Below are 25,365 nucleotides of genomic sequence, written 5' to 3' on the forward strand. Positions count from 1 at the left end.
CGATACGGGACGCGCTCAATCTGCGTGGGAGACTGACACCGTGAACGCACGACGCCCCGAGCCGCAGTCCCTCCGAGGTAGATCCGTTGTGCTCTCGCCGCTCGCCCCGGAGGATGTCCCCGAGCTGTTCGCGGCGATCGGTCGCCCCGAGGTGTTCGCCGGCGGATACGGCGGGGGTCCTGCGGGCCTCCCGGCCGATGCCGACGCGTTCGCGGCCTTCGTCGAGAGCTACTACCCGTGGTCGACGGGCATCCCGTTCCTCGTCTCCACGGAACGGGAGGACGGCAGCCGCGTCGTTCTCGGGACGACCTCGCTCGGCGACCTCGACGTCGTCAACCGCGGAGCGCACATCGGGTGGACCGCGTACGACCCGCGCGTGTGGGCGACGTCCGTGAACGTCGAGTGCAAGCTCCTGCTCCTCGGTCTCGCGTTCGATCACGGCTTCGACCGGGTCAAGCTGCAGGCCGACGCGATGAACGGACGGTCGCGCGCCGCGATCACGAAGCTCGGCGCCGTCTTCGAGGGTGTCCTGCGACACGACCGCGTGCGGGCCGACGGTTCGTGGCGCGACACCGCGGTCTACTCGATCCTCTCGGAGGAGTGGCCAGCCGTCCGGTCCGGACTCGAGTCCCGCCTCGCCGCAGACACCCGCCCGCTCCCGATCCCGTCCTGACCCCTCCAGCCGCTCGCCACACACACACACACACACCCACACCCCAAAAAGATGGCGATACACCACGTGGTTTCGTGCCGTATCGCCATCTTTTTGGGGTGGGGATGGGCGGGGGAGAGGCGGGGAGGAACAGGACGGCGGGATCTCGGACAACGGTGACCGGAAAGCGCCGGTGGGCCGGGTGCGCAACCGATAGCGTCGATCCGTGAGTTCGACCAGTACCCCCGAGACCGCTTCCATCCCCTCCGTCCGGTCCCCGCGAGCCGGCGCGATCGTCACGGCCCAGTTCCTCGCCCTCGGTCTCATCTGGGGGTCGAGCTTCCTCTTCATGAAGGTCGCGCTCGGCGGCGTCTCCTTCGGACAGGTCGCGTGGGCCCGACTCGTCCTCGGCGCCCTCACCCTCGGCGTGATCGCGATCGTCATGCGCGTGCAGCTGCCGCGCTCGCCGCGCGTCTACGGACACCTCACGGTCATCGCGATCTTCTACGCCGTCATCCCGCACCAGCTGTTCGCGTGGGCAGAGCAGTACGTCTCGTCGAGCCTCGCGTCGATCTACAACGCGGTCACACCGCTCATGACGGCCCTGTTCGCCGCCCTCCTGTTCCGCGTCGAGAAGTTCGACACGGGTCGCGTCGCCGGCGTGGTCCTCGGCTTCGTGGGCGTGATCGTCATCGTCGCGCCGTGGCAAGTGGGCGCGCTCACGGGGGACGTCCGTGGGCAGCTCGCCTGCCTCGGCGCCGTGGCCTGCTACGGCTTCACCTTCGGTTACATGCGCCGCTTTCTCTCGCCGTACGCGCTGCAGCCCATCACGGCCGCCTTCCTCTACATCTCGATCGCCGCCGTGATCATGGTGCTCCTCACGCCGATCGTGGCGTGGTCGCCGGTCCAGCTCGACGTGTGGGTCGTGCTCAGCCTGCTCGCCCTCGGGGTGCTCGGAACGGGTGTCGCCTACTTGTGGAACATGAACGTGTTCGACGCGTGGGGACCCACGCCGGCGTCGAGCGTCACCTACATCACGCCCGTCGTCGGTGTGATTCTCGGGATCGTGCTGCTCGGCGAGCACGTGGCCTGGAACCAGCCGGTGGGAGGCGCGATCATCTTCGTCGGCATCCTGCTCGCTCAGCAGCGCATCCGGCTGCCGCATCGCAGGCTTCCCGCGGCCTGACCACTCCTCGCGGCGTCTCGACGGAATCCTCCCAGGGGATGACGAGGGATGATCCGGGCGGCCGACGCCATCCGCTCGCGTCCCGACGAGGCTGGAGGACATGAACACTCCACTCCTCCACGCCTCGTCCCTCGTGCTGCGGTACGGCACGACCACGGCGCTCGCGGGCGTCGACCTCGTGATCCACGAGGGGGAATCGGTCGCCATCATGGGCGCCTCCGGCTCCGGCAAGACGAGCCTGCTGCACTGCCTGTCCGGCATCCTCCGTCCCGACGCCGGGGCCGTCCGCTTCGACGGTCCGCTCGGCGCTGTCGATCTCTCGGCCCTCTCCGACGGCGAACGTTCCCGTCTCCGTCGCGAGGCCTTCGGCTTCGTGTTCCAGCAGGGCCTCCTCGTGCCCGAACTGACCGCCGTCGAGAATGCAGCCCTCCCGCTGCTCCTCTCGGGGTACCCGCGTCGGGAGGCCGAGGCGCGCGCCGCCTCGTGGCTCGCCGCCCTCGGGCTCGGCGGGATGGAGCAGCGCCGCATCGGTGAGCTCTCCGGTGGTCAAGCCCAGCGCGTCGCGATCGCTCGCGCCCAGGTCGGCGGCGCGACGCTCATCTTCGCGGACGAGCCGACCGGAGCACTCGATTCGTCGACGAGCGTCGATGTGATGGATGCGCTGTTGCGCTCGACGGTCGGCCAGGGGCACACGCTCGTCGTCGTCACGCACGACGAGACCGTCGCGGCCCGCTGCTCCCGCACCGTTCGGCTCTCCGACGGACGCATCGTGAGCGACTCCGCCGGCCCCGTCCCCGCCTCGGCCGCGATGCCCGGCTACGCGCCGGCCGGTCAGGGTGCCGGGCCGGCGGGCCCGCCCACCACATCCGTCGCCCACGTTCCCACGACCGACGGTCCCGCGTTCGGCGGCTCCGGATGGGAGTCGGGACGATGACCGCGCTCGCTCCGCCGCCGGCCGCCGCGCCGGTCGCCGACCCGTCGGTGCGTCCCACCGGTCGTGCCCCGGTCCTCCGCCTCGCCTGGATGCTCGCCCGCCCCGGCGCCGCGAGCCCCGCGACCGTCGTGCTGCCGATCGTCGCCTTCGGCGTGACGACCGCGCTCCTCCTCATCGTCGCAGGCGGCGTGCTCATGTTCTGGCGCTGGACGAATGAGACGGCCTTCCTCTTCCAGACGCTGAGCCTGCTCGCCCTCGCTCTCCTCGTGGTGCCGCTCGCGACCCTCGGTGGGGCTGCAGCCCGCCTCTCCGCCCGGCGGAGGGACGACCGCCTCGCGACTCTCCGTCTTCTGGGCGCGACGACGTCGACGGTCACGCTCGTGACGGTGGTCGAGTCCACGGCCCTCGCGATCGTCGGAGCCGTGGGAGGTGTCGCGCTGTACGCGCTCAGCATGCCGCTCGTGGGGCTCATCCCCTTCGGCGGCGAACCGATCGGGCCGACCGCGATCTGGGCAGGGCCACTCGTGGTCCTCGGCGTGGTCGTCGGAGTCGCGCTGCTCGCCGCGATCAGTTCGGTCGTCGGCCTGCGCGCCGTCGTCGTCTCGCCGCTCGGCGTTCGCCTGAAGCAGCGACCCCCTCACACCTCCTGGGTGCGCCTCCTCGTCGGCGTCGTCGTCGTCATCGTCGCGTTCGTCGTGCTGAACAACCTCGGCGTCATGATGGACCTCGCTCTCGTGGTGGGGGCGCTCGTCGGAGCGTTCGGCGTCGTCGTCGCGGTGCTCGGTCTCGTCGGCCCGTTCGCGATGTCCGTCTTCGGACGCGTCCGGCTCCGGTCGGCACGCACGGCCGACCAGCTCATCTCCGCTCGCGGCATCCTGGAATCGCCGAAGGTCGCCTGGCGTCTCGTCGGCGGCGTCGCGATGACGAGTTTCGTCGCCGTCGTGGCGGGCTCCGGCACCGCCTTCCTCGAATCGATGGGCGGCGGTGGAACGGAGGCGGAAGACCTCATGGTCACCGACGTCCGGACAGGGATCCTCATCACACTCGTGGCGTCGTTCGTCATGGTGGCGTGTTCCGTGGGCGTCGGCCAGGCTGCGGCCGTGCTCGACCGACGTGATCTCTATGTGAGCCTCGACCGCGTGGGAATGCCGCTCGCCACAATGGACGCCGCGCGCGTCCGCTCCGTGATGCTGCCGCTCGGATTCGTGGCGATCACGTCGGCCGTGCTCGGCGCGATCCTCGTCTTCCCGCTCGTCGGGTGGACGCTCATCGTCGCCCCGTTGTCGCTCGCCGTGATCGGGATCTGCTTCGTGCTGGGGTTCGTCCTCGTGCGGCTCTCGCTGCTCGCGACGCGTCCGATCCTCACCAATGTGCTCGCGCATCCGGAGCGTTCGCTCGGCTGAGACGGCGGGTGGGCGGCTAGGGTTTCGGTATGCCCGATAGCGACGTCACCGAACGCCTCACCCGTCTGCGCAAGAGCATCGACAACATCGACGCGGCCCTCGTGCACCTCCTCGCGGAGCGGTTCAAGTGCACACAGGAGGTGGGGCACCTGAAGGCGACCCACGGTCTCCCGGCCGCGGACCCGTCGCGCGAGGCGCAGCAGGTGGAACGGCTGCGGACGCTCGCGGAGGAGAGCGAGCTCGACCCGGCCTTCGCCGAGAAGTGGTTCTCCTTCGTCGTGGCGGAGGTCATCCACCACCACGAGCGGATCGCATCGGAGCGGGCATGACGATCGACGGATGGGACCCGGCCCGACTGCCAGAGCAGTCCGGTCGGGTCATCGCCGTGACGGGGGCGAATGCGGGGCTCGGTTTCTTCACGTCGCTGCAGCTCGCCCGCGCCGGCGCGCGCGTCGTGCTCGTGTGTCGCGACGAGATGAAGGCTGCTCGGGCCCGCGCCGCCATCCAGCGTCTGGTGCGCGGGGCCGACGTGTCCGTGGTCCGTCTCGACACCGCCGATCTCGGATCCGTCCGCAGCGCGGCGAAGGAACTCTCCGCGCTCGACCGGCTCGACGTCCTCGTCACGAACGCCGGAATCGTGCATCCGCCGCGTCACCGGACCGTCACGGCCGACGGCCTCGAACTCGTCGGCGCCACGAATCACTTCGGGCACTTCGCCCTCGTCGCCCGGCTGATCGACGTGCTCGAGCGCACGCCCGGTGCGCGGGTGGTGACACTCGGCAGCCTCGCGACGCGGCTCGTCCGCCTCGACGCCGACGACCTGCAGCTCGAGAGGCGGTACACCGGCTGGCAGGCGTACGCGCAGTCGAAGATCATGTCGTGGTCGTTCGGACTCGAGCTCGACCGGCGACTGCGCGCGGCGGGTGCCGAGACGCGCGCCCTGGTGGCGCACCCCGGGTATTCGATCACCGGGCGGACGCCTCTCGTGCGCGGCGTGAACGAGCCGAGTACGGTCGAGCGGTTCGTCGACAACCTTCAGGCGGTCTTCACGCAGGGGAAGGATCGGGGCGCGTGGCCCACGGTGCGCGCGGCGGTCGATCCGCTCGCGCAGGGCGGCGACTCGTTCGGCCCGCGCTACCGGGTGAAGGGTGCGCCCGTCCTGGAGACTCCCGCGGCCGTCGTGCGCGACCCGGACGTCGCCGCGGCGATCTGGGCCGAATCCGAGCGCGCGACGGGCCTCTCCCTCCTCCACCCCTGACCCCGCCCGCACCGGCTCACACACCAAAAAGATCGCGATACACCCTTCGATTTGAGGGTGTATCGCGATCTTTTTGGTGTGTGGGGGTGGGTCAGGCGGTGGTGGGGGTGCGCGCGAAGCGGCGGGCCGGGACCGTGCGTTCCGTGGCCACGCGGATCGTCGAGACGACGAGCGCTCCGAGCGTCCAGAGGATCAGGGCGACGACGGCGGGCGCGAGGCCACCCGTGCCCTCCACGAGTCCGCGGATCGCCTCCTGCGCCGGCGAGACCGGCAGGAAGCCGAACACCGCGTCGAGCACTCCCGGCACGGTCGAGACGATGCCCGTCGCGAGGGTCACGATCGCGATGATCATCGAGAGGAACCGCCCGGTGCCCCCGAAGACCGCGATGAGCGACTGGGTCACGGCCGCGAACGCGACGCCCGTGAGCGCGAGCAGTGCTGCGAACCCGAACCATTCGGCGACGCCGAACGACAGCTGCAGCTGCAGCACCCCGGCCACGAGCACGCCCTGGAGCGCGCCCACGATCGCGGCGGGAGCGAACGACCGCAGCACGAGCGCGATCGACGACCGTGTGGAGCCGACGAGCGTCGTCGGCACCGCGCGCAGCAGGACGAACGAGCCGAGGGCGCCGATCCACAGCGCGAGCACTGCATAGAAGGGGGCTCCCTTCGAGCCGAAGTCGATGCCGCCGCCCTCCGACGCGACCGGGTCGGCGACGACGGTCGCGAGGTTCTCGCGGTCGCTCTCGCTGTACGAGGGGATCGATTCGACCGCCGTGTCGAGACCGTCGGCGAGCTGGCCGACGCCGTCGGCAAGGCTGCCGGCGCCGTCGGCGAGGGTCGTCGTACCGTCGGCCAGCTGTGTCACGCCGTCCGAGAACTGCGAGACGCCGGTGGCGTACTGGGCGACGCCGGAGGAGAGCTGGCTCGCTCCCGCCGACAGCTGGCTGGAGCCGGAGGCGAGCTGCGTGCCGCCGGACGCGAGCTGGGAGATGCCGGACTTGAGGGCCGGGAGCCCGCTCGCGAGCGGGCCGACCTGATCGGCCAGATCCTGCGTGCCCGTCACGAGGGGTGTCAGGCCGGGGAGGTCCGCCGTGCCGTTGCCCTCGACGATCGCGTCGACCGTTCCCGCGGCCGTCGCGAGCCGCGTGCAGTAGTCGACGGACGCGCCGCTCGTGAAGCACTCCTGCGCGAGCGCGGCGAGGGCGGCGTTCTGCCCCTGGAGCGCCGTCACCGCGGCTGAGGTGCCGGATGCGAGCTGGTCGACACCGGCGACCAACTGGTCGGCTTGCGTCTGCGTCGGGAACGCCGCGGTCTTCTCGTCGAGTTCGGTCAGACCACCAGCCAGCCCCTGCACGCCTGTGTCGAGGTCGCTCGCACCGCCGGCGAGGTCGCTCGCGCCGCTCGCGAGACTTTTCGCCCCCGTCTCGAGCGTGTCCGCTCCGGTCGCGAGCTCGCCCGCTCCGGTCGCGAGGTCGTCGGCACCGCTCGCGAGCTGGTCGGCTCCGTCGGCGGACTGCTGAGCGCCGTCCGCGGCTTCGCCGAGCTGGTCGCCGAGGGTGTTGAAGCCCACGTAGATGTTCTCGAGGTAGGACGTGGTGAGTTCCGTGCCCGTCAGGGAGGCGGCTGTGGAGGTGATCGTCGCCGTGAGGGCGTCGTCGACGAGTCGGCTGCGGTCGGAGGTGGAGACGTCGATCGTGGCCTGCTCCGCGTCGGCCGCGTCACCGCCCACCGAGGTCGCCGCGGCGGAGAAGTTCTCGGGAATGGTGACGACGGCCGTGTAGCTGCCGTCGGCGAGACCCGATTCCGCGTCGTCCTCGTCGGTGATGACCCAGGTGTAGTTGGTGTCGTCGTTGCCGACGAGGCCGGCGGAGAGCTGGCGTCCGAGGGGGACTTGCTGACCGTCGATCTCCACGGGCTCGTCGTTGTTCACGATGGCCGCGGTGACCTGCGGCAGGCGCTCCTCGGGGTTCCACAGGGCCCAGACGAGGATCCCGGCCACCACGAGGGGTACGAGGATGATGCCGAGGATGCCGAGCCAGCCGATGCGGCGGTGGCTGCCGGCGCGTTCGAGGATGCTGACGGGGGTGCTCATGCGCGTACCTGCGTTCCTGCGTGTCGGGAGTGTGCGGACGGATCGGGGGCGGCCCCGGGCTCCGCGAGTCGGTGGGTGGCGCCGGGCGCGGACAGCACGTCGGCGGTGTCGCCGGTGGTTCCGAGGAGGAGCGCCGTGGGCCCGCCTCGTCGCGACGGTGCACCGCTCGTGCTCGCGAGGAGATCGCGGAGCTGGGCGCGCACGCGCGTGTCGGAGATCGCGTCGATGCCGTCGACGGCCAGGATCGATGGCCGCTCGGCGACCGCGCGTCGCAGGGCGACGACCGGGTCCTCCGATCGCGCGAGGTCGACGTAACCGGTGCGCGAGCGCGCGCCGCTCGCCCGGACGGGCAACGGCAGGCCGGCCACCTTGAGCTTGCCCTCGGTGGGCTCGAGCCGGCCCGTGAGTGTCAGGAGGGCCGCCGAGACGGTGAGGGGCGACGGGCCCTGGAGGACGAGTGAACCGCCGACAGGCACCACGAGGGAGAGGTCGGAGACGATCGTGGTGTCGTCGTCCGCCACACGCACGCCCTGCGCGGCGATCGCCACGTCGGCGCCGGGCGCGGGGAAGTCGCGCAGGGCGAGCTCCTGGTGGATGCCCTCGCCCTCCACGTCGAAGCGGGGGAGGACCTTGTCGAGCTTCTTCGGGATCCACCAGGCGCGGTCGCCGAGCAGCGTGAGGACCGCCGGCATCAACGTCATGCGCACGACGAAGGCGTCGATGAACACGCCCGTGGCGAGTCCGAGCGCGATGGGCTTGATGTTCGTGTCGCCCTCGGGGACGAAGGCGGCGAAGACCGCGAACATGATGATCGCGGCGGCCGTGACGACCTTGGCGGAGCCGAGGAAGCCTGTCGTGATCGACCGCCTCGCGTCGCCGGAGTGCACGTAGTCCTCCCGCATGCGGGCCACGAGGAACACCTCGTAGTCCATCGCGAGGCCGAAGAGCACACCCATGAGGATGATCGGCATGAAGCTGATCACCGGCCCGGTGTTCGCGACGTGGAGGAGGTCTGCTCCCACCCCGTCCTCGAACACGAGGGCGACGACGCCGAAGGACGCGAGCACCGAGAGCAGGTAGCCGAGGGCCGCCGTGACGGGGACCCAGATGGAGCGGAACACCATCGTGAGGAGGATGAGGGAGAGTCCGACGACGAGGATTCCGAAGGGCAGGAGCGCTCCGCCGAGTCGGTCGGAGACGTCGATGCCGACGGCGGTGAACCCGGTCACGGAGAGGTCGACGTCGTATTCGTCGAGGAAGTGCTGGTGCAGCCCGCGGATCTCGGCGACGAGCGCCTTCGTCTCCTCGGAGTCCGGCGAGCCTTCGGGGATCACCTGGATGATGCCCGTGTCGGCTGTGGCGTTCGGGGTGGCGAGCGGCACGGCGGCGACGCCGTCGAGGTCTTCGATCTCGCTCTTGAGGTCGTCCATGAGGCCGAGCGGATCGGTGCTCTCGACGATCGAGCCGGTGACGATGAGCGGACCGTTGTAGCCCTCGCCGAAGTTGTCGGAGACCATGTCGTAGGCGATGCGCGCCTGATCGTCCTCCGGGAGCGCTCCGGCGTCCGGGAGGGCGAGCCGGAGACCCATGGCGGGCAGGGCGAGAAGAGCGACAGCACCCACGACGACGACGATCGTGACGATCGGCCACCGCGTGGCGGCCTTCACCCAGCCGTGGAAGAAGCGGTTCGGCTTCACGGCCTCGTGGTCGGAGGAGACGTGCGCGAGCGGGTCGTGCGCACCCTGTTCCTCGATCTTCCGCCGCACCCGCTTCGGCACGATCCGCATGCGGGCGATGCCGAGGATGGCGGGAATGAGCGTGAGGGAGATGATCACGGCGACAGCCACACCGACCGCCGCGGCGACGCCCATGACGGTGAGGAACGGGATGTTGGCGACCGAGAGCCCCACGAGGGCGATGATCACGGTGAGGCCGGCGAAGATCACGGCGGAGCCCGCCGTGGCCACCGACTGGGCGGCCGACTCCTCCGGATCCATGCCGCGTTTCAGGTTGTCCTGATGCCTCGAGATGATGAACAGCGCGTAGTCGATCCCCACCGCGAGTCCGAGCATGAGCGCGAGCATGGGGGTCGTCGACGAGACCGTGCCGAAGGCCGTGGAGATGTAGATGAAGGCGATCGAGATGGCGACGCCGAGGAGCGCCGTCATGAGGGGGATGCCGGCGGCGATCGCCGAGCCGAACGTGAGCATGAGCACCACGAGCGCCACGAGGATGCCGATCACCTCGGTGATCGTGAACGCGGGGAACGACGTGCTGTAGAGCTGGCCGCCGAGGGCGGATTTCACACCGTCGGGCAGGTCGTCTGCGAGGGTCGCGGCGATCGTCGAGACGTCGTCCTTCGTCGTCTCGGTGATGTCGCCGGACGGGCCGTCGAACTGGATCGACACGATCGCCGCGCGCGAGTCGTCGGAGATGGTGTCGTCGACCGTGCCGTCGTACGGCGAGGTGGCGCTGTCGACCTGCTTCAGGTCCTCGAGGCTCGCGATGGCGTCCTCGACGGGTCCCTCGACGTCGTCGTCCCGCACGCTCGAGCCGGACGGCACCTCGACGACGATCTGAGCCGTCGCACCGCTCACCTGGGGGAACGTCGTCGCGAGGCGATCGAGCGCCTCCTGCGACTCGGTGCCCGGGATCGAGACCCCGTTGTCGGTGCCCTGGTTGAACAGGAGCGCGGAGCCGCCCACGAGCGCGAGCAGGATGATCCAGATCGCGACGACGGTCTTTCGGGTGCGGAACGCCCAGCGGCCGAGCGAATACAGCAGTGAGGACACGCGGTCTCCTGTGGATGGGTGGGAAAGTTTCGATACACCGGCGTATCCAATACACGAATGTATCCCGATACACTGGTGTATCGCAATCTCCCCAGGAAAGGCCCAGAATGTCCCCTGACGTCGAGACCGTGCACCCCGCCGCCGACTCCGATCGACGGCGCCGCACGCGCGAGCGTCTGATGGACGCGGCCTTCGATGTCTTCGCAGAGGCCGGAGTGCACGCGGCATCCGTCGAGGCCATCTGCGAACGGGCCGGCTTCTCCCGAGGCGCCTTCTATTCCAATTTCGAATCGAAGGAGGAGCTGTTCTTCGCACTCTCCGATCGCGAGGTGGACAGCACTCTCCTCAAGGCGTCGGACCTCGCGAGGGAGGTACTGCCGGCGACACCCGCCGACGACGATGATGTGGTCGCGGAGGTCGTCCGCACCATGATCACGTTCGTCGGTGGCGAGGCGAACTGGCACCGGATCGTCGCCGAGTACCGCCTGCTCGCCATGCGCGACGGCGTCGTCGCTGCCCGCTACGTGGACTTCTCCCGGCGACTCAACGATCGCGTGGTCGAGCTCCTGCAGACCGTCACGCTCGGCGCGGGGCTGCGTTTCGTCGGCGATCTGCAGCTCATCTCCCGCACCCTGCTCGCCCTCTTCGGGGCCATCACGGAGGACCGTCTCCTCGTGGGAGTGGCCGGTGACGTCTCCGTCGAGGACTCGCTCGCCTTCGACGCGATCGTCGCGTACGTGCACCTCGTGACCGAGCCTGACGACTGATTCCAGGGTCGGATGTCACTCCCCGATCCGCACCCCGTCGGCGAGGCGCACGACGTGATCGGCCTCGCGGATCACGACGGGATCGTGTGAAACGCACACGACGGCGACGCCCCGCTCGGCCTCCGATCGCATGATCGAGCGGATGCGTTCGGCGCTGTCGCTGTCGAGTCCCGTGGTCGGTTCGTCGAGGAGGAGGAGGTCGGCGCCCCGCGCGATCCCCTGGGCGAGCAGCGCGCGTTGACGCTGACCGCCCGAGAGGGACGCTAACGGGTGGGTCGCGAGCGCGGTGATCCCGAGGCGGGCCATCGCCTCGGCGACCGCGGCCCGGCCGTCGGCGCCGAGCGGGTGCCATCGTCCCGTCCGGCCCCACGTTCCCACCGTGACGACGTCGCGAACCGTGACGGGCAGCCGGTCGGAGATGGCTGTGCGTTGCGGCACGAAGGCGATCGCGCCATCGACGGAGCGTGTGCCCGATGTCGGGTCGCGCGTGCCGGCGAGTACCTCGAGGAGAGTGGACTTGCCGGCGCCGTTCGGTCCTGCGATGACCGTCGTCGATCCGGCATGAACGTCGAGATCCACCCCTCCGAGTGCGCTGCGGCCGTCGAAGTCGACGTGCACGCCGCGCAGGTGAGCCCGCTGCCGCGAGTGGGTGGTGATCGACGTCATGCCGTCCATCCTACTCAGTTGATAACTGTTCTCATTATCGACTACGGTCGGGTGTCATGCCCTTCCCGATCGTCGGAATCCTCGAGCCGTTCACGCTCGACTTCCTCCAGCGCGCCCTCGTGGGTGGAGCGCTCGTCGCCGTGCTCTGCGGTGTCGTGGGCACGTGGGTCGTGATCCGCGGAATGGCCTTCCTCGGCGAGGCCCTGGCGCACGGCATGCTGCCGGGCGTCGCGCTCGCGACGGTTCTCGGAATGCCCGTGCTCGTCGGTGGGGCGGTCAGCGCCGTCGCGATGAGTGTCGGGATCGCGGCCCTGCAACGCCGTGCCCGGCTCTCCTACGACACGAGCATCGGCATGCTCTTCGTCGCGATGCTGGCGCTCGGCGTCATCGTCATCTCCCACTCGGGCAGCTTCGCGACCGACGCGACGTCGATCCTCTTCGGCGACATCCTCGCGATCACGGCACTCGACATCGCGCTTCTCGCGATCGCGGCGCTCGCCGGGATCGCGCTCGCCGCCGCCTTCCACCGGCCGCTCGTGGCGCTCGCGCTCGACACCCGGATCGCAGCCGTGCTCGGTCTCGGTCCGCGCTCAGCCCAGGCCGTGCTCGTCGGCCTCGTGACCCTCGCGGTCGTCGCGTCCTATCAGGCCGTCGGCTCGCTCCTCGTGGTCGGGCTGCTCCTCGCGCCGGCGGTCGCCGCCGCGCAGTGGACCACGCGCATCCCCACTCGGATGGTGCTCGCCGCCGTGCTCGGTGTCGTCTCGGTGTTCGTCGGGCTGCTGATCTCCTGGCATGCGGCGACGGCAGCCGGGGCATCGGTGGCGGCGACCGCCATAGCCGTCGCGGGTCTGTCGTGGGCCGCGCGCGCGTCGCTCACGGCGTTCCGACCGCGACGCCTGCAGATCCCCGTGCCGGCTTAACTCCCGGCCGCGCCCTACCCTCCTCGTTCCGCCCCATCTGAAAGGTCTCCGTGCACCTCCGCCACACCACGTCCGCTCTCCTCCTCGGCGCGCTCGCGTTCGGACTCTCCGCATGCGCGCCCGGCCCCGCCGCCCCGACCTCGGACGAGACGGGCTCAGAGGGGGCGGCCGGTGACGGGCATGGAGCGGTCGCGAACGCCGCGGAGCTCTCCGAACCGCGGCTCGGACTCACCTCGATCGATCCGATGGGGTCGGTCTCGCATCTGGATCTCCTGGACGAGACCGTCACCGAGATCGGCAGTATCGGGGCTCCGGAGGCGATGACGACCGACGGTCGCTACCTGTTCGCGCAGACGGACGCCGGCCTCGAGATCGTCGACAGCGGTGTGTGGACGTGGGATCACGTGGACCACTTCCACTACTACCGGGCCGACCCGCGGCTGATCGGCACGGTCGAGGGCGGCGGCGAGGCGACCGTCGCCACCACGAACCTGTCGACCACGGGCGGCACGGGGGTCTTCTTCGCCGAATCCGGCGAGGCCGTGCTGCTCGACACCGAGGCGCTCTCGAAGGGAGCGATCTCGGAGTTGTTCCGGCTCACGGCCGAGCCCGGCGCGGGGATGGTCGTACCCGTCGGATCGTTCGCGCTCGTCACGGAGGGCACGGGTGCCTCGACGGCCGTCGTCGGCTACACCTCCGAGGGGCGGAAGACCGGTCTCGTGGAGGCGTGCCCTCACGCTGCCGGCACCATCACCACCCGCGTGGGTGCCGTCATCGGGTGCGGAGACGGGGCGCTGCTCGCGTCGGTGGAGGACGACGAGCTCGTCGTGGAGCGGATCCCGTACCCCGCCGATACGACCGCCCCGGCCGCGACGGCGTTCGACAATCGCGAGGGCCGCCCCACCGTCGCGGGCCTCGCCGGGGACGAGGGCGTCTGGCTGCTCGATACCCGTGAGCGCTCGTGGACCCTGCTGCCCGCACCGGCCCCGCTCGTGCACGTGACGGCCGTCGACGACGAGGACGAGAACGTGCTCGCTCTCACCGAGGACGGCCGCGTGCTCGTCCTCGACGCCGTCGGCTCCGTCATCGCCGAGACCGCCCCCCTCGTCGATGCGTCGCTCGCCGACGGCTGGACTCCCGCGCTCGTCGCCGACCAGCAGCGGGCCTACCTCAGCGCCCCTTCGGAGCGGCAGCTGTACGAGATCGACTACGCCGACGGCGCGCGCATCGCGCGCACGTTCGAGACCGCCACCGAGCCGCTCTTCACGGCCGAGACGGGACGGTGAGCGTGAACCGGAACGTTCTGCGCGCGACGCTGGCCACCACTGCGACGGCCATCGCCGTGGTGCTCTCCTTCGCGGGGTGTTCGCCAGCCGGAGACGACCGTCCCCTCGTGATCGTCTCGACGAACATCCTCGGCGACGTCGTCGGCGAACTCGTCGGCGGCGAGGCGGAGGTCGTCACCCTCATGAAGCCGAACGCCGACCCGCACTCGTTCGAGATCTCCGCGCAGGAGGCCGCCCGCGTGCGCTCGGCCGACCTCGTCGTCTCGAACGGGCTCGGGCTCGAGGAAGGCCTGCAGCAGCACCTCGACGCCGCGGCCGCCGACGGCGTGGAGACGTTCGTCGCCGGCGACGCCATCGACGTCCTCGATTACAGCGAGGGCGACGCGGAGGGGAGTCCGGACTCGCACTTCTGGACCGATCCCGCGCGCATGATCGACGTGGTCGACGCGCTCGAGCCGGTGCTCGCCGAGCTCGAGGGTGCGGATCCGGGTGTCGTCTCCGAGCACACGGCCGCCTATCGTGCGGAGCTCGAGGACCTCGACGCGGAGATGGTCGCGGCCTTCGCCGCGATCCCCGAGGAGCGCCGGGCGCTCGTCACCAACCACCACGTCTTCGGTTACCTCGCCGACCGCTTCGATTTCGACGTCGTCGGGGCCGTCATCCCCGGCGGTACGACCCTCGCGGCCCCGTCCGCCTCCGATCTCGCCGACCTCGTCGAGGCCGTCGAGGAGACCGGGGTGCCCACGATCTTCGCGGAGTCCTCGTCGCCAGACCGGCTCGTCCAGGCGCTCGCGAGCGAGGCCGATATCCGCGTCGACGTCGTCGAGCTGTTCACGGAGTCCCTCACGGGACCCGACGGCGGCGCCCCCGACTACCTGACCATGATGCGCGTCAACACGGAGCGCATCGCAACAGGGCTCTCTCGCTGAGCGCTCGACCCACCACAAGAAGAAGGAAACGCCTATGAATACCCCGCGCCTCCGACGAGCCGGCGTCACGCTGCTCGCTGTCGGCACCATCGCCACCCTCGCGGCCTGTTCGACGAGCACCGCGCCGTCGGCCGACACCACGACGACTCCGGCTGCGGCCGACGGACGGATCGCCGTCGCCTACGAGGGTGGAATCCTCGTCCTCGACGGCACGACCCTCGAGACCGTCGCCGACCTCGGCAGCGAGGAGTTCACGCGCCTCAACCCGGCCGGTGACGGCCGGCACGTCATGGTCACGATGAGCGATGGCTTCCAGGTGCTCGACACCGGTGCCGGTACGACCGACGAACCCGAGCTCACGGACACGATCTTCGCCGCTGATACCCCCGGACACGTCGTCCGCCACGGCGGCAAGACGATCCTCTACGCCGACGGCACGAGCGACACGACGATCTTCGACACCGACGCGCTCGCCTCGTCGGACGGCCTCCCCGAGGTCGAGACCATCCCGGGCGTCGAGGCGCACCACGGTGTGTCCGTCGTGCTCGAGGACGGCACCTTCCTCACGACCGTCGGAAACGCTGACGGACGTAACGGCATCGAGGTGCGCGACGCCTCCGGTGCTGTGATCGCGTCGAACGACCAGTGCCCCGGTGTCCACGGCGAGGGCACGGCGGCCGACGAGGCCGTGGTGTTCGGGTGCGAGGACGGCGCGCTCGTCTACCGCGACGGCGAGATCGTGAAGCTCGACGCCCCCGATCAGCCCTACGGCCGGATGGGCAACGCCTACGTCAGCGAGTCCAGCCCGATCGTGGTCGGCGACTACAAGACCGATCCCGACGCCGAGGGCTACCTCCTCGGCGCGGTCACGCTCATCGACACGACCGCTGACACCCTCGAGGTCGTCGACCTTCCCGAGGGTGTGGAGTACACCTTCCGCGGAGTCGCTCGCGGCCCTGACGACCTCGCGTACATCATCGGTTCGGATGGGGCGATCCACGTTCTCGACCCCGAGACCGGCGAGCTCACGGAGTCCTACCCTGTGATCGACGCATGGGAGTCGCCCGTCGAGTGGCAGGACCCGCACCCCGCCATCACCGTCGCCGACGGCATCGCCTACGTGACGGAGCCGGCCGCGGACAGCATCCACGCGGTCGACCTGAGCACCGGCGAGATCGTCGCGACCGGCGAGCTCGACGTCACACCGAACGAGATCGCCGTCGCCGCCGGCTGATCCACCGAATGACTGAGGGGCGCGGAGCCATCGGCTCCGCGCCCCTCGCGTGTTCGGGATCACCGGCGACCTAGGCTGGATGGATGTCCCTCGGCCGTTCCTTCAGCGTGCTCTGGAGTGCGAATGCTGCATCCAACCTCGCCGACGGGCTGGCCTTCGTCTCGATTCCACTGCTCGCGACCTCGCTCACCGACGATCCACGTTGGGTCGCCGGCCTGTCGACGCTGTACGCGCTCGTCCGGCTGCTCGTCGCGCTGCCCATCGGGGTGTGGGTCGATCGAGTCGACCGTCGGACCATCCTCGTCGTCGCGAACGTCCTGCGGGGCGTGGCCGTCCTCGCCCTGGCGATCTGCGTGCAGGCCGGCGTCGGCGGGCTGATCCTCCTCTACGTCGCGTACGCGATCGTCGGAACCCTGGAGAGCGCCGCGGACAACGCCGCGTCGTCCCTCGTGCCGAGCGTCGTCCCGAAGGAACGGCTCGACAGCGCGAACGGTCGGATCTCGGCGGCGCAGCTCGTCGCCGATGAGTTCGCGGGTCCGCCGCTCGGCGGGTTCCTCTTCGCGCTCGCCGCGGCCGCGCCGATCTTCGCCATGGGAGGGCTGTGGGCCGTCGCCGGCCTCGTTGCGCTCGCACTCCCCGTGCGCTCGACGACGGTCATGCCGGCATCGACCGTTCGGCCGTCGATGTGGAGCGAGGCCGCGGCGGGTGCCGCGTGGCTCGCCCGGCATCGGGTCGTCGGAGGACTGGCTCTGATCGGGGCCCTCGCGAGCGTCGGCTACATGCTGCCGTTCTCGATCTTCGTCATCTTCGTCGGCGAGCGGCTGGGCCTCGACGGTGTGGGTTATGGCGTGATCCTCGCCCTCTCATCGATCGGGGGCCTCGTCGGATCCTTCACGGCGGCGCTGATCCGTTCGGCAATCGGCTACCGCTGGACGATCGTCGCAAGCCTGCTCACGGGTGCGGCGTCGCTCGTCGCTCTCGCCGCGACGGACGACGCGATCATCGCTGCCATCCTTCTAGCCGTCTACATCCTCCACGCGGTGGTGTGGGGGATCTGCTCGACGTCGCTCCGCCAGCGGCTCGTTCCCGACTCGTTCCGAGGCCGAGTGAACGCCGCAGCGCGCGTGCTCGGGCTGCTCGGTCTTGCCCTGGGGTCGCTCCTCGGCGGGCTGCTCGCGGTGGTGGACATCGCGGTCCCCGTGCGGGCGGGAGGCATCGTCTTCGTGGCCTGCGCCGCGATCGCGTTCGTGCTCTTCCGGCCCGGGGGGCTGCACGACTGTCGAAACGGCGGCGCCTCCAGCTGACTACCCACCCGGCCCGGCTCGAACGGAACTGCCTCCCTCTCCGAACGGCAGCAGCCATGGGGTGAGATGAGGCCTCGGGCGGGTCGACACGAGGGGCTGAAGCCCCGACACGCGCCCGGCCTCAGCGGTGGAGCGCCGGTTCGCGGACGACGAGCCGAGGGGCCACGAGCACGTGCTCGGCGGGTGTCGTCGAATCGAGCGGCGCGACCATCGTGCCCGTCTCGCCCATGAGGAGGTCGAGCGCGCCGGCGGCGACGAGTTCGGGGGACTGCTCGACACTCGGAAGGCCGAGAGCCTCGGCGACGGGCGTGTTGTCGAAGCCGATGACGGTCAGGTCGCGACGACCCGCATCGGCGGCGGCCAGGTGTGCGCCGACGGCGAGCGAGTCGCTGACGCACACGAGGGCGTCCAGCTGCTCACCCAGCCCGTCCTGGCCGAACGCGGCGGTCATGAGCTGCCGTGCGGCGACGACCTCGTCAGCGACCTCGAAGGTGGGGCCTACCGAGCCGGCCGCGGCCATGGCCTGCTGCCACCCGCGGCGGCGGTCATCGCCGGTGCCCTGATCGGACGGCCAGCCGAACCATCCCACCCTCGGACCGGCGTTCTCGATCGCCCAGGCGGTGGCGGCCGCGGTTCCGGTGGCGCCGTCGACGTCGACCCAGCTGTGCGCGGACGCGAAGACGTCGTCGCCGCCCCAGGGCCGACCGAAGGAGACGAACGGCAGGTTGCGCTGGGTGAGCCAGCCGGTTCGGGGGTCGCCGAAGAAGGTGCCCGTGACGACCGCCGCATCGATCTCGCCGCCGTCGATGAGCGCCCCGAGCCGCTCCATCTCCTCCTCGGGCGACCGCGCGCTGTAGACGCAGACGCGCATGCCCCGTTCGCTCGCGCGCTCGGTGAGGGCATGGACGAAACGATCGAGGAGCACCCCCGAGATGCCGCCGCTGTAGGGGTCGAGATGCACGCCGATGGCGGAACTGCGGCGCGTGCGCAACTGACGGGCGGCGGCTGACGGCCGGTACTTCAGCTCGTCGATCGCCTGCTCCACGCGTTTGCGGGTGGCCTCCCGCACGATGCCGGGGGAGTTGAGCACGTTCGAGACGGTCTGGCGGGAGACGCCAGCCGCCCGCGCGACATCCTCGACCGTCGGCAGCTTCGACACGGCTCTCCCCACCCTCTTCGACCTGAACGTTCAAATCGTGTGGCTTCACCGTATCGTCCCGCGGCTTGACAGCGGAATTTCCGAACTGTAGCTTTTCGAGCAGCAGCAATTTGAACGATCAAGTTCTGGTCGCAGGGGCACGACCGGCTGCCAACTTTCATCAAAGGAGAGAAAGATGACACGGCACAAATCACGCGCGATGGTCGGCGCCGGTGCGCTGGCGGTCGCCAGCGCGCTCGTTCTGAGCGGATGTGGTGGTTCGGGATTCGACGACTCCGAGGGTGGTGCGACCGAGGGGCTCACGAGCTCGGACGACAGTCTCACGATCCTCATCGCCGCGAGCGGCGACGCCGAGGCCACCGCCGTCGAGGAGACGGTCGCCGCCTGGTCTGAGGAGTCCGGCGTCGAAGCCAGCGTCGAGGTCGCCAGTGACCTCAACCAGCAGCTCGCGCAGGGATTCGCGGCCGGATCGCCGCCCGACCTGTTCTACCTGTCCTCGGATGCGATCGCCGGCTACGCCGACAACGGATCGCTGAAGGCCTACGGCGACGAGTTGTCCAACAAGGACGACTTCTACCCGGCGCTCGTCGAGAACTTCACCTACGACGACGAGTTCTACTGTGCGCCGAAGGACTTCTCCACGCTCGGCCTCGTGATCAACACCGACCTGTGGGAGGCCGCCGGCCTCACCGATGCCGACATCCCCACGACATGGGACGAGCTCGCAGACGTCAGCACGACACTCACCACCGACGGCCAGGTGGGTCTGGCATTCGGAGCCGAGTACCAGCGCGTCGGCGCCTTCATGGCGCAGGCCGGCGGAGCCCTCGTCGACGGCGACACCGTGGTGGCCGACAGTGCGGAGAACGTCGAAGCCCTCGAGTACGTGAAGGAGAACCTGTCCGCCGGCAACTTCGCCTACGCCGCCGATATCGGCGCCGGCTGGGGCGGAGAGGCCTTCGGCAAGGGACTCGCGGCGATGGTCATCGAGGGCAACTGGATCGGTGGAGCGATGACGGCAGACTTCCCCGACGTGAACTACCAGGTCGCCGAACTCCCCGCCGGTCCGTCCGGGCAGGGCACGCTGCAGTACACCAACTGCTGGGGCATGGCCGCGGACAGCCCCAACCAGGAGGCCTCTCTCGATCTCGTCGAGTACCTGACCGCCGCCGACCAGCAGCTCGCCTTCTCCGAGGCGTTCGGACCCATGCCGTCGGTGCAGTCCGCCGCGGATGCGTGGACCGAGGCCAACCCGGAGGACGCCGCGTTCCTCAGCGGAGCGGACTACGCCCAGTTCCTGCCGACCCAGGCCGGCACGGCTGACGTGGTCGCCGACTTCAACGCACAGCTCGAGGCGCTGAAGACCGGTGACCCGGAGACGATCCTCCAGTCGGTGCAGTCGAACCTCGAGGCCACGGTCGGCTGACCATGCCGAACACGGTCACCACTCCCCGCGCCGGATCCCGTAAGTCTTCAGGGATCCGGCGCGGGGAGACCGCCGCCGGCTGGCTGTTCACCGCCCCGGTCATCCTGATCCTGGGACTGTTCCTCTTCGTCCCCGTATTGATGGCGATCTGGGTCAGCGTCTCCGACTGGCAGGGTCGGGGGAGCCCCCTTTCGGGCGAGGTCGGTTTCGTCGGCCTCGACAACTACGCGGCGGTCACCTCAGGCGGCGGGCTCGCCGAGCGCAACTTCGGCCTCTCCCTCCGCAACAACGCCTGGTACGTCGCGCTCGTCGTGCCGCTGCAGACGGCTCTGTCGCTGTTCCTCGCCGTCCTCGTCAATCGGGCGATCCTGCGCGGGCGAGGCTTCTTCCGCACGGCCTTCTACTTCCCTTCGGTGACGAGCTCGGTCGCGATCACGATCCTGTGGCTGTTCCTCTTCTCCACGACGGGTGTCGTCAACTCCTTCCTCGGCTGGTTCGGCATCAGCGGACCCAACTGGTTCAACGATCCCAGTCAGATCTTCCACAACGCTCTCGCGACGATCGGTATCACGGGGGCGCCCGAGGCGCTCACCGGCGGCGGACCGCTGGGAGTGTCGTGGTACGAGTGGCTCGGCGGACCCTCCGTGGCGATGTTCGCGTTCATGCTCATGGCCATCTTCACCACGAGTGGCACGTTCATGCTGCTCTTCATCGCCGCGCTTCAGAACGTGGGCGCCGAGCTCGGCGAGGCCGGCGTCATGGACGGCGCGAGCGGGTGGCAGCGCTTCTGGCACATCACCCTGCCGCAGCTGCGACCGACGCTCTTCACCGTCCTCACGCTCGGACTGATCGGCTGCTGGCAGGTCTTCGAGCAGATCTACACCGGAACGCAGGGCGGGCCGGCCAAGACGACGCTGACCCCCGCCTACCTCTCGTACCAGTCCGCCTTCGTCGGCCAGGAGTGGGGGGAGGGCTCGGCGATCGCCTTCATCCTGTTCCTCATCATCATCGCCTTCACGGTGCTTCAACGCTGGGTGCTCCGCGAACGTCCCGTCTCGAAGCGTCGCGCCCGCCAGTACGAGATCAGGGAGACCGCACGATGAGCGAGGTGATCCCCGCGCAGGCGAAGGTCCGTCAGGTGGACCCCGCCCGTCCCGCCCGTCGACGGCGACCATGGGCCAGCCGCCGCGCCATCGGCCAGCCACTGCTGTACGCGATGCTGGTGTCCCTCGCCATCGTCTACATCTTCCCGTTCCTCGTGCAGCTGGCGACGTCCGTGAAGACGGACGCCGAGGCGGCCGACAGCGCGCTCTCACTCGTTCCGCAGACGTTCACGTTCGCGGCCTACGAGGCCCTGTTCGGTCGGAGCGACTACCCGATCTGGTTCGCGAACTCCGCGATCGTGACGGTGTGCGTGACGCTCGGCCGCGTGTTCTTCGCGTCGCTCGCCGGATACGCCCTGGCCCGACTCGACTTCCGCGGACGCGGCGTGATCTTCGCGCTCGTCGTGGGGGTCATGGCTGTTCCTGCCGTCGTTCTGCTCATCCCGAAGTTCCTCGTGCTCAACCAGATCGGCATGTACGACTCGTACGCCGGCATGATCCTGCCGTTGCTCGTCGACGCCGCGGGGGTGTTCATCATGAAGAACTTCTTCGAATCGATCCCCGTGTCGGTCGAGGAACAGGCCCGTATCGACGGCGCCGGGACCTTCCGGGTGTTCTGGTCGATCGTCCTCCCGATGGCGAGACCCGCGCTCATCACGATCGTGATCCTGTCGTTCCAAGGCTCGTGGAACGAGCTGAGCCACTTCATCGTCTCCACGCAATCGCCCGAGCTGACGACGCTGACGAAGGGCGTCGCGAGTCTCGCCTCCGGGCAGCTCAGTCAGGGCACGCAGTACCCGCTGAAGCTCGCAGCAGCGGCGATCATGACGATCCCCGTCGCGGTGCTCTTCTTCATCTTCCAGAAACGCATCATGAACAACACCGAAGGAGCTGTCAAAGGATGACGAACGCGGCGGACGCCACCACCGAGACCCCCCGCCAGCCCCTGCTGAACGACTCCGTCATCGCGCTCCGCGCGCCCACTCAGGTGTGGTCGGCGCGGAGCGGCGACATGGGCGACGGCGCGATCGACGGCGTCTACCACGGCGACGTACGGTTCCTGCGGCGGGCTGCGCTCACCTACGACGGACACGTTCCCGAGTGGATCTCGGTGTCGCCCGACGGCCCCTCTCGGGTGGTCTTCGGTGGGCTGCTCCGCGCGATCGACGACCGGTTCCCGGACCCGCAGGTGCGGATCCTTCGCGAGCGCATCGTCGCCGACGGCGACGTGCTCGAGACGATCTCGGTCGTGTCGGCACTCGCCGCGCCGGTGCGCACGACCGTGCGCCTGACGCTCACACCCGAGTTCGCCTCCCTCACGGATGTGAAGGCGGGCGCGCCGCGCGCCGGTGCCGTCTCGATGACCGTCGACCCCGCAGCCGATGCCGTTTGTGCATCGTCGAACGGGAAGACCCTCGACATCACCGCGCCGGGTGCGCGCGTCGACGTCGCGGGCGAGGACATCGCGCTCTCCTGGGAGGTGGAGCTCGACGCGCGCGGGCGGGTGGATCTCTCCTGGAAGCAGTCGTTGCACGACTCCGGCCTCGTGGTGCGCGGCGTGACCAGTGCGACCGGTTGGGATGCGCGCCCCGAGGGGGACGACCCTCGGCTGACGCGCTGGGTGGAGCGAGCGCTCGGCGACCTCGACGCGCTCCGACTCGCCCTCCCGGACCACCCCGACGACGAGTTCCTGGCCGCCGGAGCGCCCTGGTTCTTCACCCTGTTCGGGCGGGACTCACTGTGGGCCGCGCGCCTGCTGCTGCCCGTCGACTGGCGCATCGCGGCCTCGACGCTGCGTGTGCTGGCCCGACTCCAAGGAACGGAGGACGAGCCGAGCACGGCTCAGCAGCCGGGCAAGATCCTGCACGAGCTGCGGGGGGCGCCCGTCGATATGCCTGCGGAGGGCATCCTCCTTCCCCCCGTCTACTACGGCACCGTCGACGCGACCCCGTTGTGGGTCTGCCTCCTCTCCGAGGCGTGGGCTGCGGGGATGCCCGATGACGAGGTCCGGTCGTTGCTGCCGACGCTCCGTGCGGCGCTCGACTGGTTGCTCCACCACGGCGACAGCGACGGCGACGGCTTCATCGACTACATCGACACCACGGGTCACGGGCTCGCGAATCAGGGGTGGAAGGACTCCGGAGACTCCATCCAGTGGCGTGACGGAAGCCTCGCCGAGGGCCCCATCGCGCTGAGCGAGGTGCAGGGGTACGCGTACGAAGCCGCGTGCGCCGGCGCCGAGATCCTCGACAGGCTCGGCGAGACCGGTGGGCAGGAACTGCGTGATTGGGCGGCGTCGTTGAAGTCGAGGTTCGCCGATGCTTACTGGGTGCAGACGCCAGAAGGTCGCTACCCCGGCATCGCGCTCGACGCGAACAAGCGGCCGGTCGACACCCTGACGAGCAACATCGGTCACCTCCTGGGCACCGGCATCCTCGATGCGGACGACGAGGCGCACGTCGCCGGCCTCCTCGTCGGACCGACGATGCTGTCCGGATTCGGGCTACGGACCATGTCCACGCAGGCGGCCGGCTACTGGCCGCTGAGCTATCACGGCGGCAGCGTCTGGACCCACGACTCCGCGATCGTCGCCCGCGGCATGGCCCTGGCGGGACGGCATGAGGAAGCCCGGATGGTCGTCGACGGACTCCTCGCCGCCGCGGAGGGATTCGACTTCCGCATGCCCGAATTGCACTCGGGCGACGACTCGGGGATGACGAGCGTGCCGACGCCCTACCCGGCCGCGTGCCGCCCGCAGGCCTGGTCGGCCGCGGCCGCCATCACGGCGATGGACGTGACGCGCGCGTCGAGTCGGGACGACGTTCGTCATCGCTAGCCTCGGTTCATGAGCGATTTTCCTCACCTGCTCCACACCGTCCTGGACACTCCCGATGTGCGAGGCCTCGCGGAGTTCTATCGTCGGCTGCTCGGGTTGCGGTATCGACCGGGGGACGAACCGACGGCGGAGAGCGGCGTCGATGATGTCGACTGGCTTGTCCTGACCGATGCGCACGGCAATCGCAGACTCGCATTCCAGTTGGCGGCGGAGCTGAAGCGGACGACGTGGCCGTCGCCCGAGGTCCCGATGCAGATGCACCTCGACCTCACGGTGCCCGATTCGGAGGCTCTCGCGCGCCAGCACGCGAGAGCTCTCGAACTCGGTGCGGAGCTCCTCTTCGATCGCACCGACGACCCCGATGAGCCGCTCTACGTCTATGCGGACCCAGCGGGCCACCCGTTCTGCATCTTTGTGGCGTGATGCGGGCTCCCGCTGAGGAGAACGACCGGATCGGTCCGCGATAGTAGGGTGCGCATCACGACTCTCCGCGAGTGTTGACGGCGAAGGGGTGATCATGATCGCTGAACTGAACAGCCTGATCGAGCGGATCGAGAAGCATCTGACCGAGGACCTCGACATCGCCCGGGTGGCGGTCGAACTCGGGACGACGGAATACCACCTCCGGCGGATGTTCTCATCGCTCGCCGGGATGCCGTTGTCGGAATACGTCCGGCGTCGCCGCATGACGCTCGCCGCCGCGGACGTCCTCGGTGACGACGGTCTGCTGGCGATCGCGACGCGGTACGGCTATGGATCGACCGAGGCCTTCGGTCGGGCCTTCCGCTCCGTCCACGGTGTCGGTCACGGCGACGTTCGCCGTCATGGCGGGCCCCTTCGCACACAACCGCAGATCAGGTTCCGCCTGACCGTAGAAGGGAACACTTTCATGGACACACGCATCACGGACGGGCCGGCTTTCCGCCTCGTCGGGCACGCGGCCCGCGTGCCGCTCATCCATCACGGCGTGAATCCGCACATCCAGGCGCACATCGCCTCACTGCCCCCGGAGGAACACGCCCGACTGAAGGGGCTGAGCAACATCGAGCCCGCGGGCCTGCTGCAGGTCAGCGACTCGGTCGACGCGGATTATGCGGAGGGGAGCGAGCTGACCTACCTGCACGGCGTCGCGATCAGCGCAGGGACCCCGACGCCCGAGGACCTCGATTCGATCGAGGTGCCGGCTGGGACCTGGGCCGTCTTCCGCACCGAGGGCGAGTACCCGAGCACCCTCCAGGCGGCCTGGGCGGCGACAGCGACGGAGTGGTTCCCGTCCAACCCGTGGCGGCTTCGCCCGGGTCCATCGATCGTCGCGGTCCTCGACCGCAGCGAGGACTTCACCACCGCCACGTGTGAGCTGTGGCTCCCGGTCGAGCGCGCCTGAGCGGAGGTGGTCGACCCGAACGACAGCGTCC

22 protein-coding genes are annotated in these 25,365 nt (G+C 69.7%); 18 read left to right on the forward strand and 4 right to left on the reverse strand.

The features are described 5' to 3' along the window. The first annotated feature begins 40 nt into the window (after positions 1-40). From CLV49_RS10740 to CLV49_RS10765, 6 genes are all read left to right on the forward strand, one after another. Complete coding sequence (locus tag CLV49_RS10740) at positions 41-673, forward strand: GNAT family N-acetyltransferase (protein WP_106563539.1); 633 nt, start codon at positions 41-43, stop codon at positions 671-673. Positions 674-878: 205 nt separating this feature from the next. Then, complete coding sequence (locus CLV49_RS10745; protein ID WP_106563540.1) at positions 879-1,838, forward strand: DMT family transporter; 960 nt, start codon at positions 879-881, stop codon at positions 1,836-1,838. A gap of 100 nt (positions 1,839-1,938) precedes the next feature. Beyond that, on the forward strand, positions 1,939-2,772 hold the full coding sequence (locus CLV49_RS10750) for an ABC transporter ATP-binding protein (protein WP_106563541.1): 834 nt from the start codon (positions 1,939-1,941) through the stop codon (positions 2,770-2,772). After that, positions 2,769-4,175 carry an FtsX-like permease family protein gene (locus tag CLV49_RS10755; RefSeq protein WP_243696609.1) on the forward strand — a complete coding sequence of 469 codons (1,407 nt, stop codon included), beginning with the start codon at positions 2,769-2,771 and terminating at the stop codon, positions 4,173-4,175. The genes CLV49_RS10750 and CLV49_RS10755 overlap by 4 nt, the downstream gene beginning before the upstream one ends. 29 nt (positions 4,176-4,204) lie before the next feature. Beyond that, positions 4,205-4,504 (forward strand): chorismate mutase, encoded by a 300-nt coding sequence (locus CLV49_RS10760; RefSeq protein WP_106563542.1) that lies wholly within the window; start codon positions 4,205-4,207, stop codon positions 4,502-4,504. Next, on the forward strand, positions 4,501-5,433 hold the full coding sequence (locus CLV49_RS10765; RefSeq protein ID WP_106563543.1) for an oxidoreductase: 933 nt from the start codon (positions 4,501-4,503) through the stop codon (positions 5,431-5,433). Before CLV49_RS10760 ends, CLV49_RS10765 begins: the two co-directional genes overlap by 4 nt. A 91-nt stretch (positions 5,434-5,524) precedes the next feature. Here the strand turns inward: CLV49_RS10765 and CLV49_RS10770 are convergent, their stop codons facing one another. Both CLV49_RS10770 and CLV49_RS10775 read right to left on the reverse strand, forming a co-directional pair. Next, entirely contained in the window at positions 5,525-7,528 is a 2,004-nt protein-coding gene (locus CLV49_RS10770) for a YhgE/Pip family protein (RefSeq protein WP_106563544.1), read from the reverse strand. After that, entirely contained in the window at positions 7,525-10,320 is a 2,796-nt protein-coding gene (locus tag CLV49_RS10775; RefSeq protein WP_106563545.1) for an MMPL family transporter, read from the reverse strand. Before CLV49_RS10775 ends, CLV49_RS10770 begins: the two co-directional genes overlap by 4 nt. A 107-nt stretch (positions 10,321-10,427) precedes the next feature. Here CLV49_RS10775 and CLV49_RS10780 point away from each other — a divergent pair, with 107 nt between their 5' ends. Continuing rightward, positions 10,428-11,087: a TetR/AcrR family transcriptional regulator gene (locus CLV49_RS10780; protein WP_158261955.1), complete on the forward strand. Its 660-nt coding sequence runs from the start codon at positions 10,428-10,430 to the stop codon at positions 11,085-11,087. Positions 11,088-11,102: 15 nt separating this feature from the next. On the opposite strand, the gene aztA is transcribed toward CLV49_RS10780, so the two are convergent. Next, positions 11,103-11,753 (reverse strand): zinc ABC transporter ATP-binding protein AztA, encoded by a 651-nt coding sequence (aztA, locus tag CLV49_RS10785; RefSeq protein WP_106565029.1) that lies wholly within the window; start codon positions 11,751-11,753, stop codon positions 11,103-11,105. Positions 11,754-11,809: 56 nt separating this feature from the next. On the opposite strand from aztA, the gene aztB reads away from it, so the two are divergent. From aztB to CLV49_RS10810, 5 genes are all read left to right on the forward strand, one after another. Further along, positions 11,810-12,673, forward strand: coding sequence for a zinc ABC transporter permease AztB (aztB, locus tag CLV49_RS10790; RefSeq protein WP_208019794.1), 864 nt, complete (start codon positions 11,810-11,812; stop codon positions 12,671-12,673). A 50-nt stretch (positions 12,674-12,723) separates the two neighbouring features. Then, positions 12,724-13,959, forward strand: a complete 1,236-nt coding sequence (locus tag CLV49_RS10795; protein WP_106563547.1) for an ABC transporter — start codon at positions 12,724-12,726, stop codon at positions 13,957-13,959. 2 nt (positions 13,960-13,961) lie between these two features. Further along, a complete protein-coding gene (gene aztC / locus CLV49_RS10800) occupies positions 13,962-14,888 on the forward strand; it encodes a zinc ABC transporter substrate-binding protein AztC (protein ID WP_243696608.1) in 927 nt (308 codons plus the stop codon). 34 nt (positions 14,889-14,922) lie between these two features. Continuing rightward, complete coding sequence (aztD, locus tag CLV49_RS10805; RefSeq protein ID WP_208019793.1) at positions 14,923-16,122, forward strand: zinc metallochaperone AztD; 1,200 nt, start codon at positions 14,923-14,925, stop codon at positions 16,120-16,122. Between the two features lie 83 nt (positions 16,123-16,205). Further along, positions 16,206-17,426 carry an MFS transporter gene (locus CLV49_RS10810; protein ID WP_106563548.1) on the forward strand — a complete coding sequence of 407 codons (1,221 nt, stop codon included), beginning with the start codon at positions 16,206-16,208 and terminating at the stop codon, positions 17,424-17,426. A 121-nt stretch (positions 17,427-17,547) separates the two neighbouring features. Here CLV49_RS10810 and CLV49_RS10815 read toward each other — a convergent pair whose 3' ends face one another. Beyond that, positions 17,548-18,585, reverse strand: a complete 1,038-nt coding sequence (locus CLV49_RS10815) for a LacI family DNA-binding transcriptional regulator (RefSeq protein ID WP_106563549.1) — start codon at positions 18,583-18,585, stop codon at positions 17,548-17,550. A 175-nt stretch (positions 18,586-18,760) separates the two neighbouring features. On the opposite strand from CLV49_RS10815, the gene CLV49_RS10820 reads away from it, so the two are divergent. From CLV49_RS10820 to CLV49_RS10845, 6 genes are all read left to right on the forward strand, one after another. Continuing rightward, positions 18,761-20,011 (forward strand): sugar ABC transporter substrate-binding protein, encoded by a 1,251-nt coding sequence (locus CLV49_RS10820; protein ID WP_106563550.1) that lies wholly within the window; start codon positions 18,761-18,763, stop codon positions 20,009-20,011. 2 nt (positions 20,012-20,013) lie between these two features. Next, positions 20,014-21,114 carry a carbohydrate ABC transporter permease gene (locus tag CLV49_RS10825; RefSeq protein WP_106563551.1) on the forward strand — a complete coding sequence of 367 codons (1,101 nt, stop codon included), beginning with the start codon at positions 20,014-20,016 and terminating at the stop codon, positions 21,112-21,114. Continuing rightward, positions 21,111-22,019: a carbohydrate ABC transporter permease gene (locus CLV49_RS10830; protein ID WP_106563552.1), complete on the forward strand. Its 909-nt coding sequence runs from the start codon at positions 21,111-21,113 to the stop codon at positions 22,017-22,019. Before CLV49_RS10825 ends, CLV49_RS10830 begins: the two co-directional genes overlap by 4 nt. Then, on the forward strand, positions 22,016-23,950 hold the full coding sequence (locus tag CLV49_RS10835; protein WP_106563553.1) for a glycogen debranching N-terminal domain-containing protein: 1,935 nt from the start codon (positions 22,016-22,018) through the stop codon (positions 23,948-23,950). Before CLV49_RS10830 ends, CLV49_RS10835 begins: the two co-directional genes overlap by 4 nt. A 9-nt stretch (positions 23,951-23,959) precedes the next feature. Beyond that, positions 23,960-24,373 carry a VOC family protein gene (locus tag CLV49_RS10840; RefSeq protein ID WP_106563554.1) on the forward strand — a complete coding sequence of 138 codons (414 nt, stop codon included), beginning with the start codon at positions 23,960-23,962 and terminating at the stop codon, positions 24,371-24,373. Between the two features lie 94 nt (positions 24,374-24,467). Continuing rightward, positions 24,468-25,334, forward strand: coding sequence for an AraC family transcriptional regulator (locus CLV49_RS10845; RefSeq protein ID WP_106565033.1), 867 nt, complete (start codon positions 24,468-24,470; stop codon positions 25,332-25,334). The last annotated feature ends 31 nt before the right edge of the window (positions 25,335-25,365 follow it).

The organism is Labedella gwakjiensis, assembly GCF_003014675.1.
In the GTDB taxonomy this organism is placed as follows: domain Bacteria; phylum Actinomycetota; class Actinomycetes; order Actinomycetales; family Microbacteriaceae; genus Labedella; species Labedella gwakjiensis.

What these genes read in the sequence shown, in the direction of transcription:
- aztA (WP_106565029.1), bottom strand. Translation starts at nt 11,753, where the DNA reads ATGACGTCGATCACCACCCACTCGCGGCAGCGGGCTCACCTGCGCGGC.
- CLV49_RS10780 (WP_158261955.1), top strand. Translation starts at nt 10,428, where the DNA reads ATGTCCCCTGACGTCGAGACCGTGCACCCCGCCGCCGACTCCGATCGA.
- CLV49_RS10825 (WP_106563551.1), top strand. Translation starts at nt 20,014, where the DNA reads ATGCCGAACACGGTCACCACTCCCCGCGCCGGATCCCGTAAGTCTTCA.
- CLV49_RS10765 (WP_106563543.1), top strand. Translation starts at nt 4,501, where the DNA reads ATGACGATCGACGGATGGGACCCGGCCCGACTGCCAGAGCAGTCCGGT.
- aztD (WP_208019793.1), top strand. Translation starts at nt 14,923, where the DNA reads ATGAATACCCCGCGCCTCCGACGAGCCGGCGTCACGCTGCTCGCTGTC.
- aztB (WP_208019794.1), top strand. Translation starts at nt 11,810, where the DNA reads ATGCCCTTCCCGATCGTCGGAATCCTCGAGCCGTTCACGCTCGACTTC.
- CLV49_RS10810 (WP_106563548.1), top strand. Translation starts at nt 16,206, where the DNA reads ATGTCCCTCGGCCGTTCCTTCAGCGTGCTCTGGAGTGCGAATGCTGCA.
- CLV49_RS10760 (WP_106563542.1), top strand. Translation starts at nt 4,205, where the DNA reads ATGCCCGATAGCGACGTCACCGAACGCCTCACCCGTCTGCGCAAGAGC.
- CLV49_RS10840 (WP_106563554.1), top strand. Translation starts at nt 23,960, where the DNA reads ATGAGCGATTTTCCTCACCTGCTCCACACCGTCCTGGACACTCCCGAT.
- CLV49_RS10830 (WP_106563552.1), top strand. Translation starts at nt 21,111, where the DNA reads ATGAGCGAGGTGATCCCCGCGCAGGCGAAGGTCCGTCAGGTGGACCCC.
- CLV49_RS10845 (WP_106565033.1), top strand. Translation starts at nt 24,468, where the DNA reads ATGATCGCTGAACTGAACAGCCTGATCGAGCGGATCGAGAAGCATCTG.
- CLV49_RS10755 (WP_243696609.1), top strand. Translation starts at nt 2,769, where the DNA reads ATGACCGCGCTCGCTCCGCCGCCGGCCGCCGCGCCGGTCGCCGACCCG.
- CLV49_RS10750 (WP_106563541.1), top strand. Translation starts at nt 1,939, where the DNA reads ATGAACACTCCACTCCTCCACGCCTCGTCCCTCGTGCTGCGGTACGGC.
- CLV49_RS10820 (WP_106563550.1), top strand. Translation starts at nt 18,761, where the DNA reads ATGACACGGCACAAATCACGCGCGATGGTCGGCGCCGGTGCGCTGGCG.
- CLV49_RS10770 (WP_106563544.1), bottom strand. Translation starts at nt 7,528, where the DNA reads ATGAGCACCCCCGTCAGCATCCTCGAACGCGCCGGCAGCCACCGCCGC.
- CLV49_RS10835 (WP_106563553.1), top strand. Translation starts at nt 22,016, where the DNA reads ATGACGAACGCGGCGGACGCCACCACCGAGACCCCCCGCCAGCCCCTG.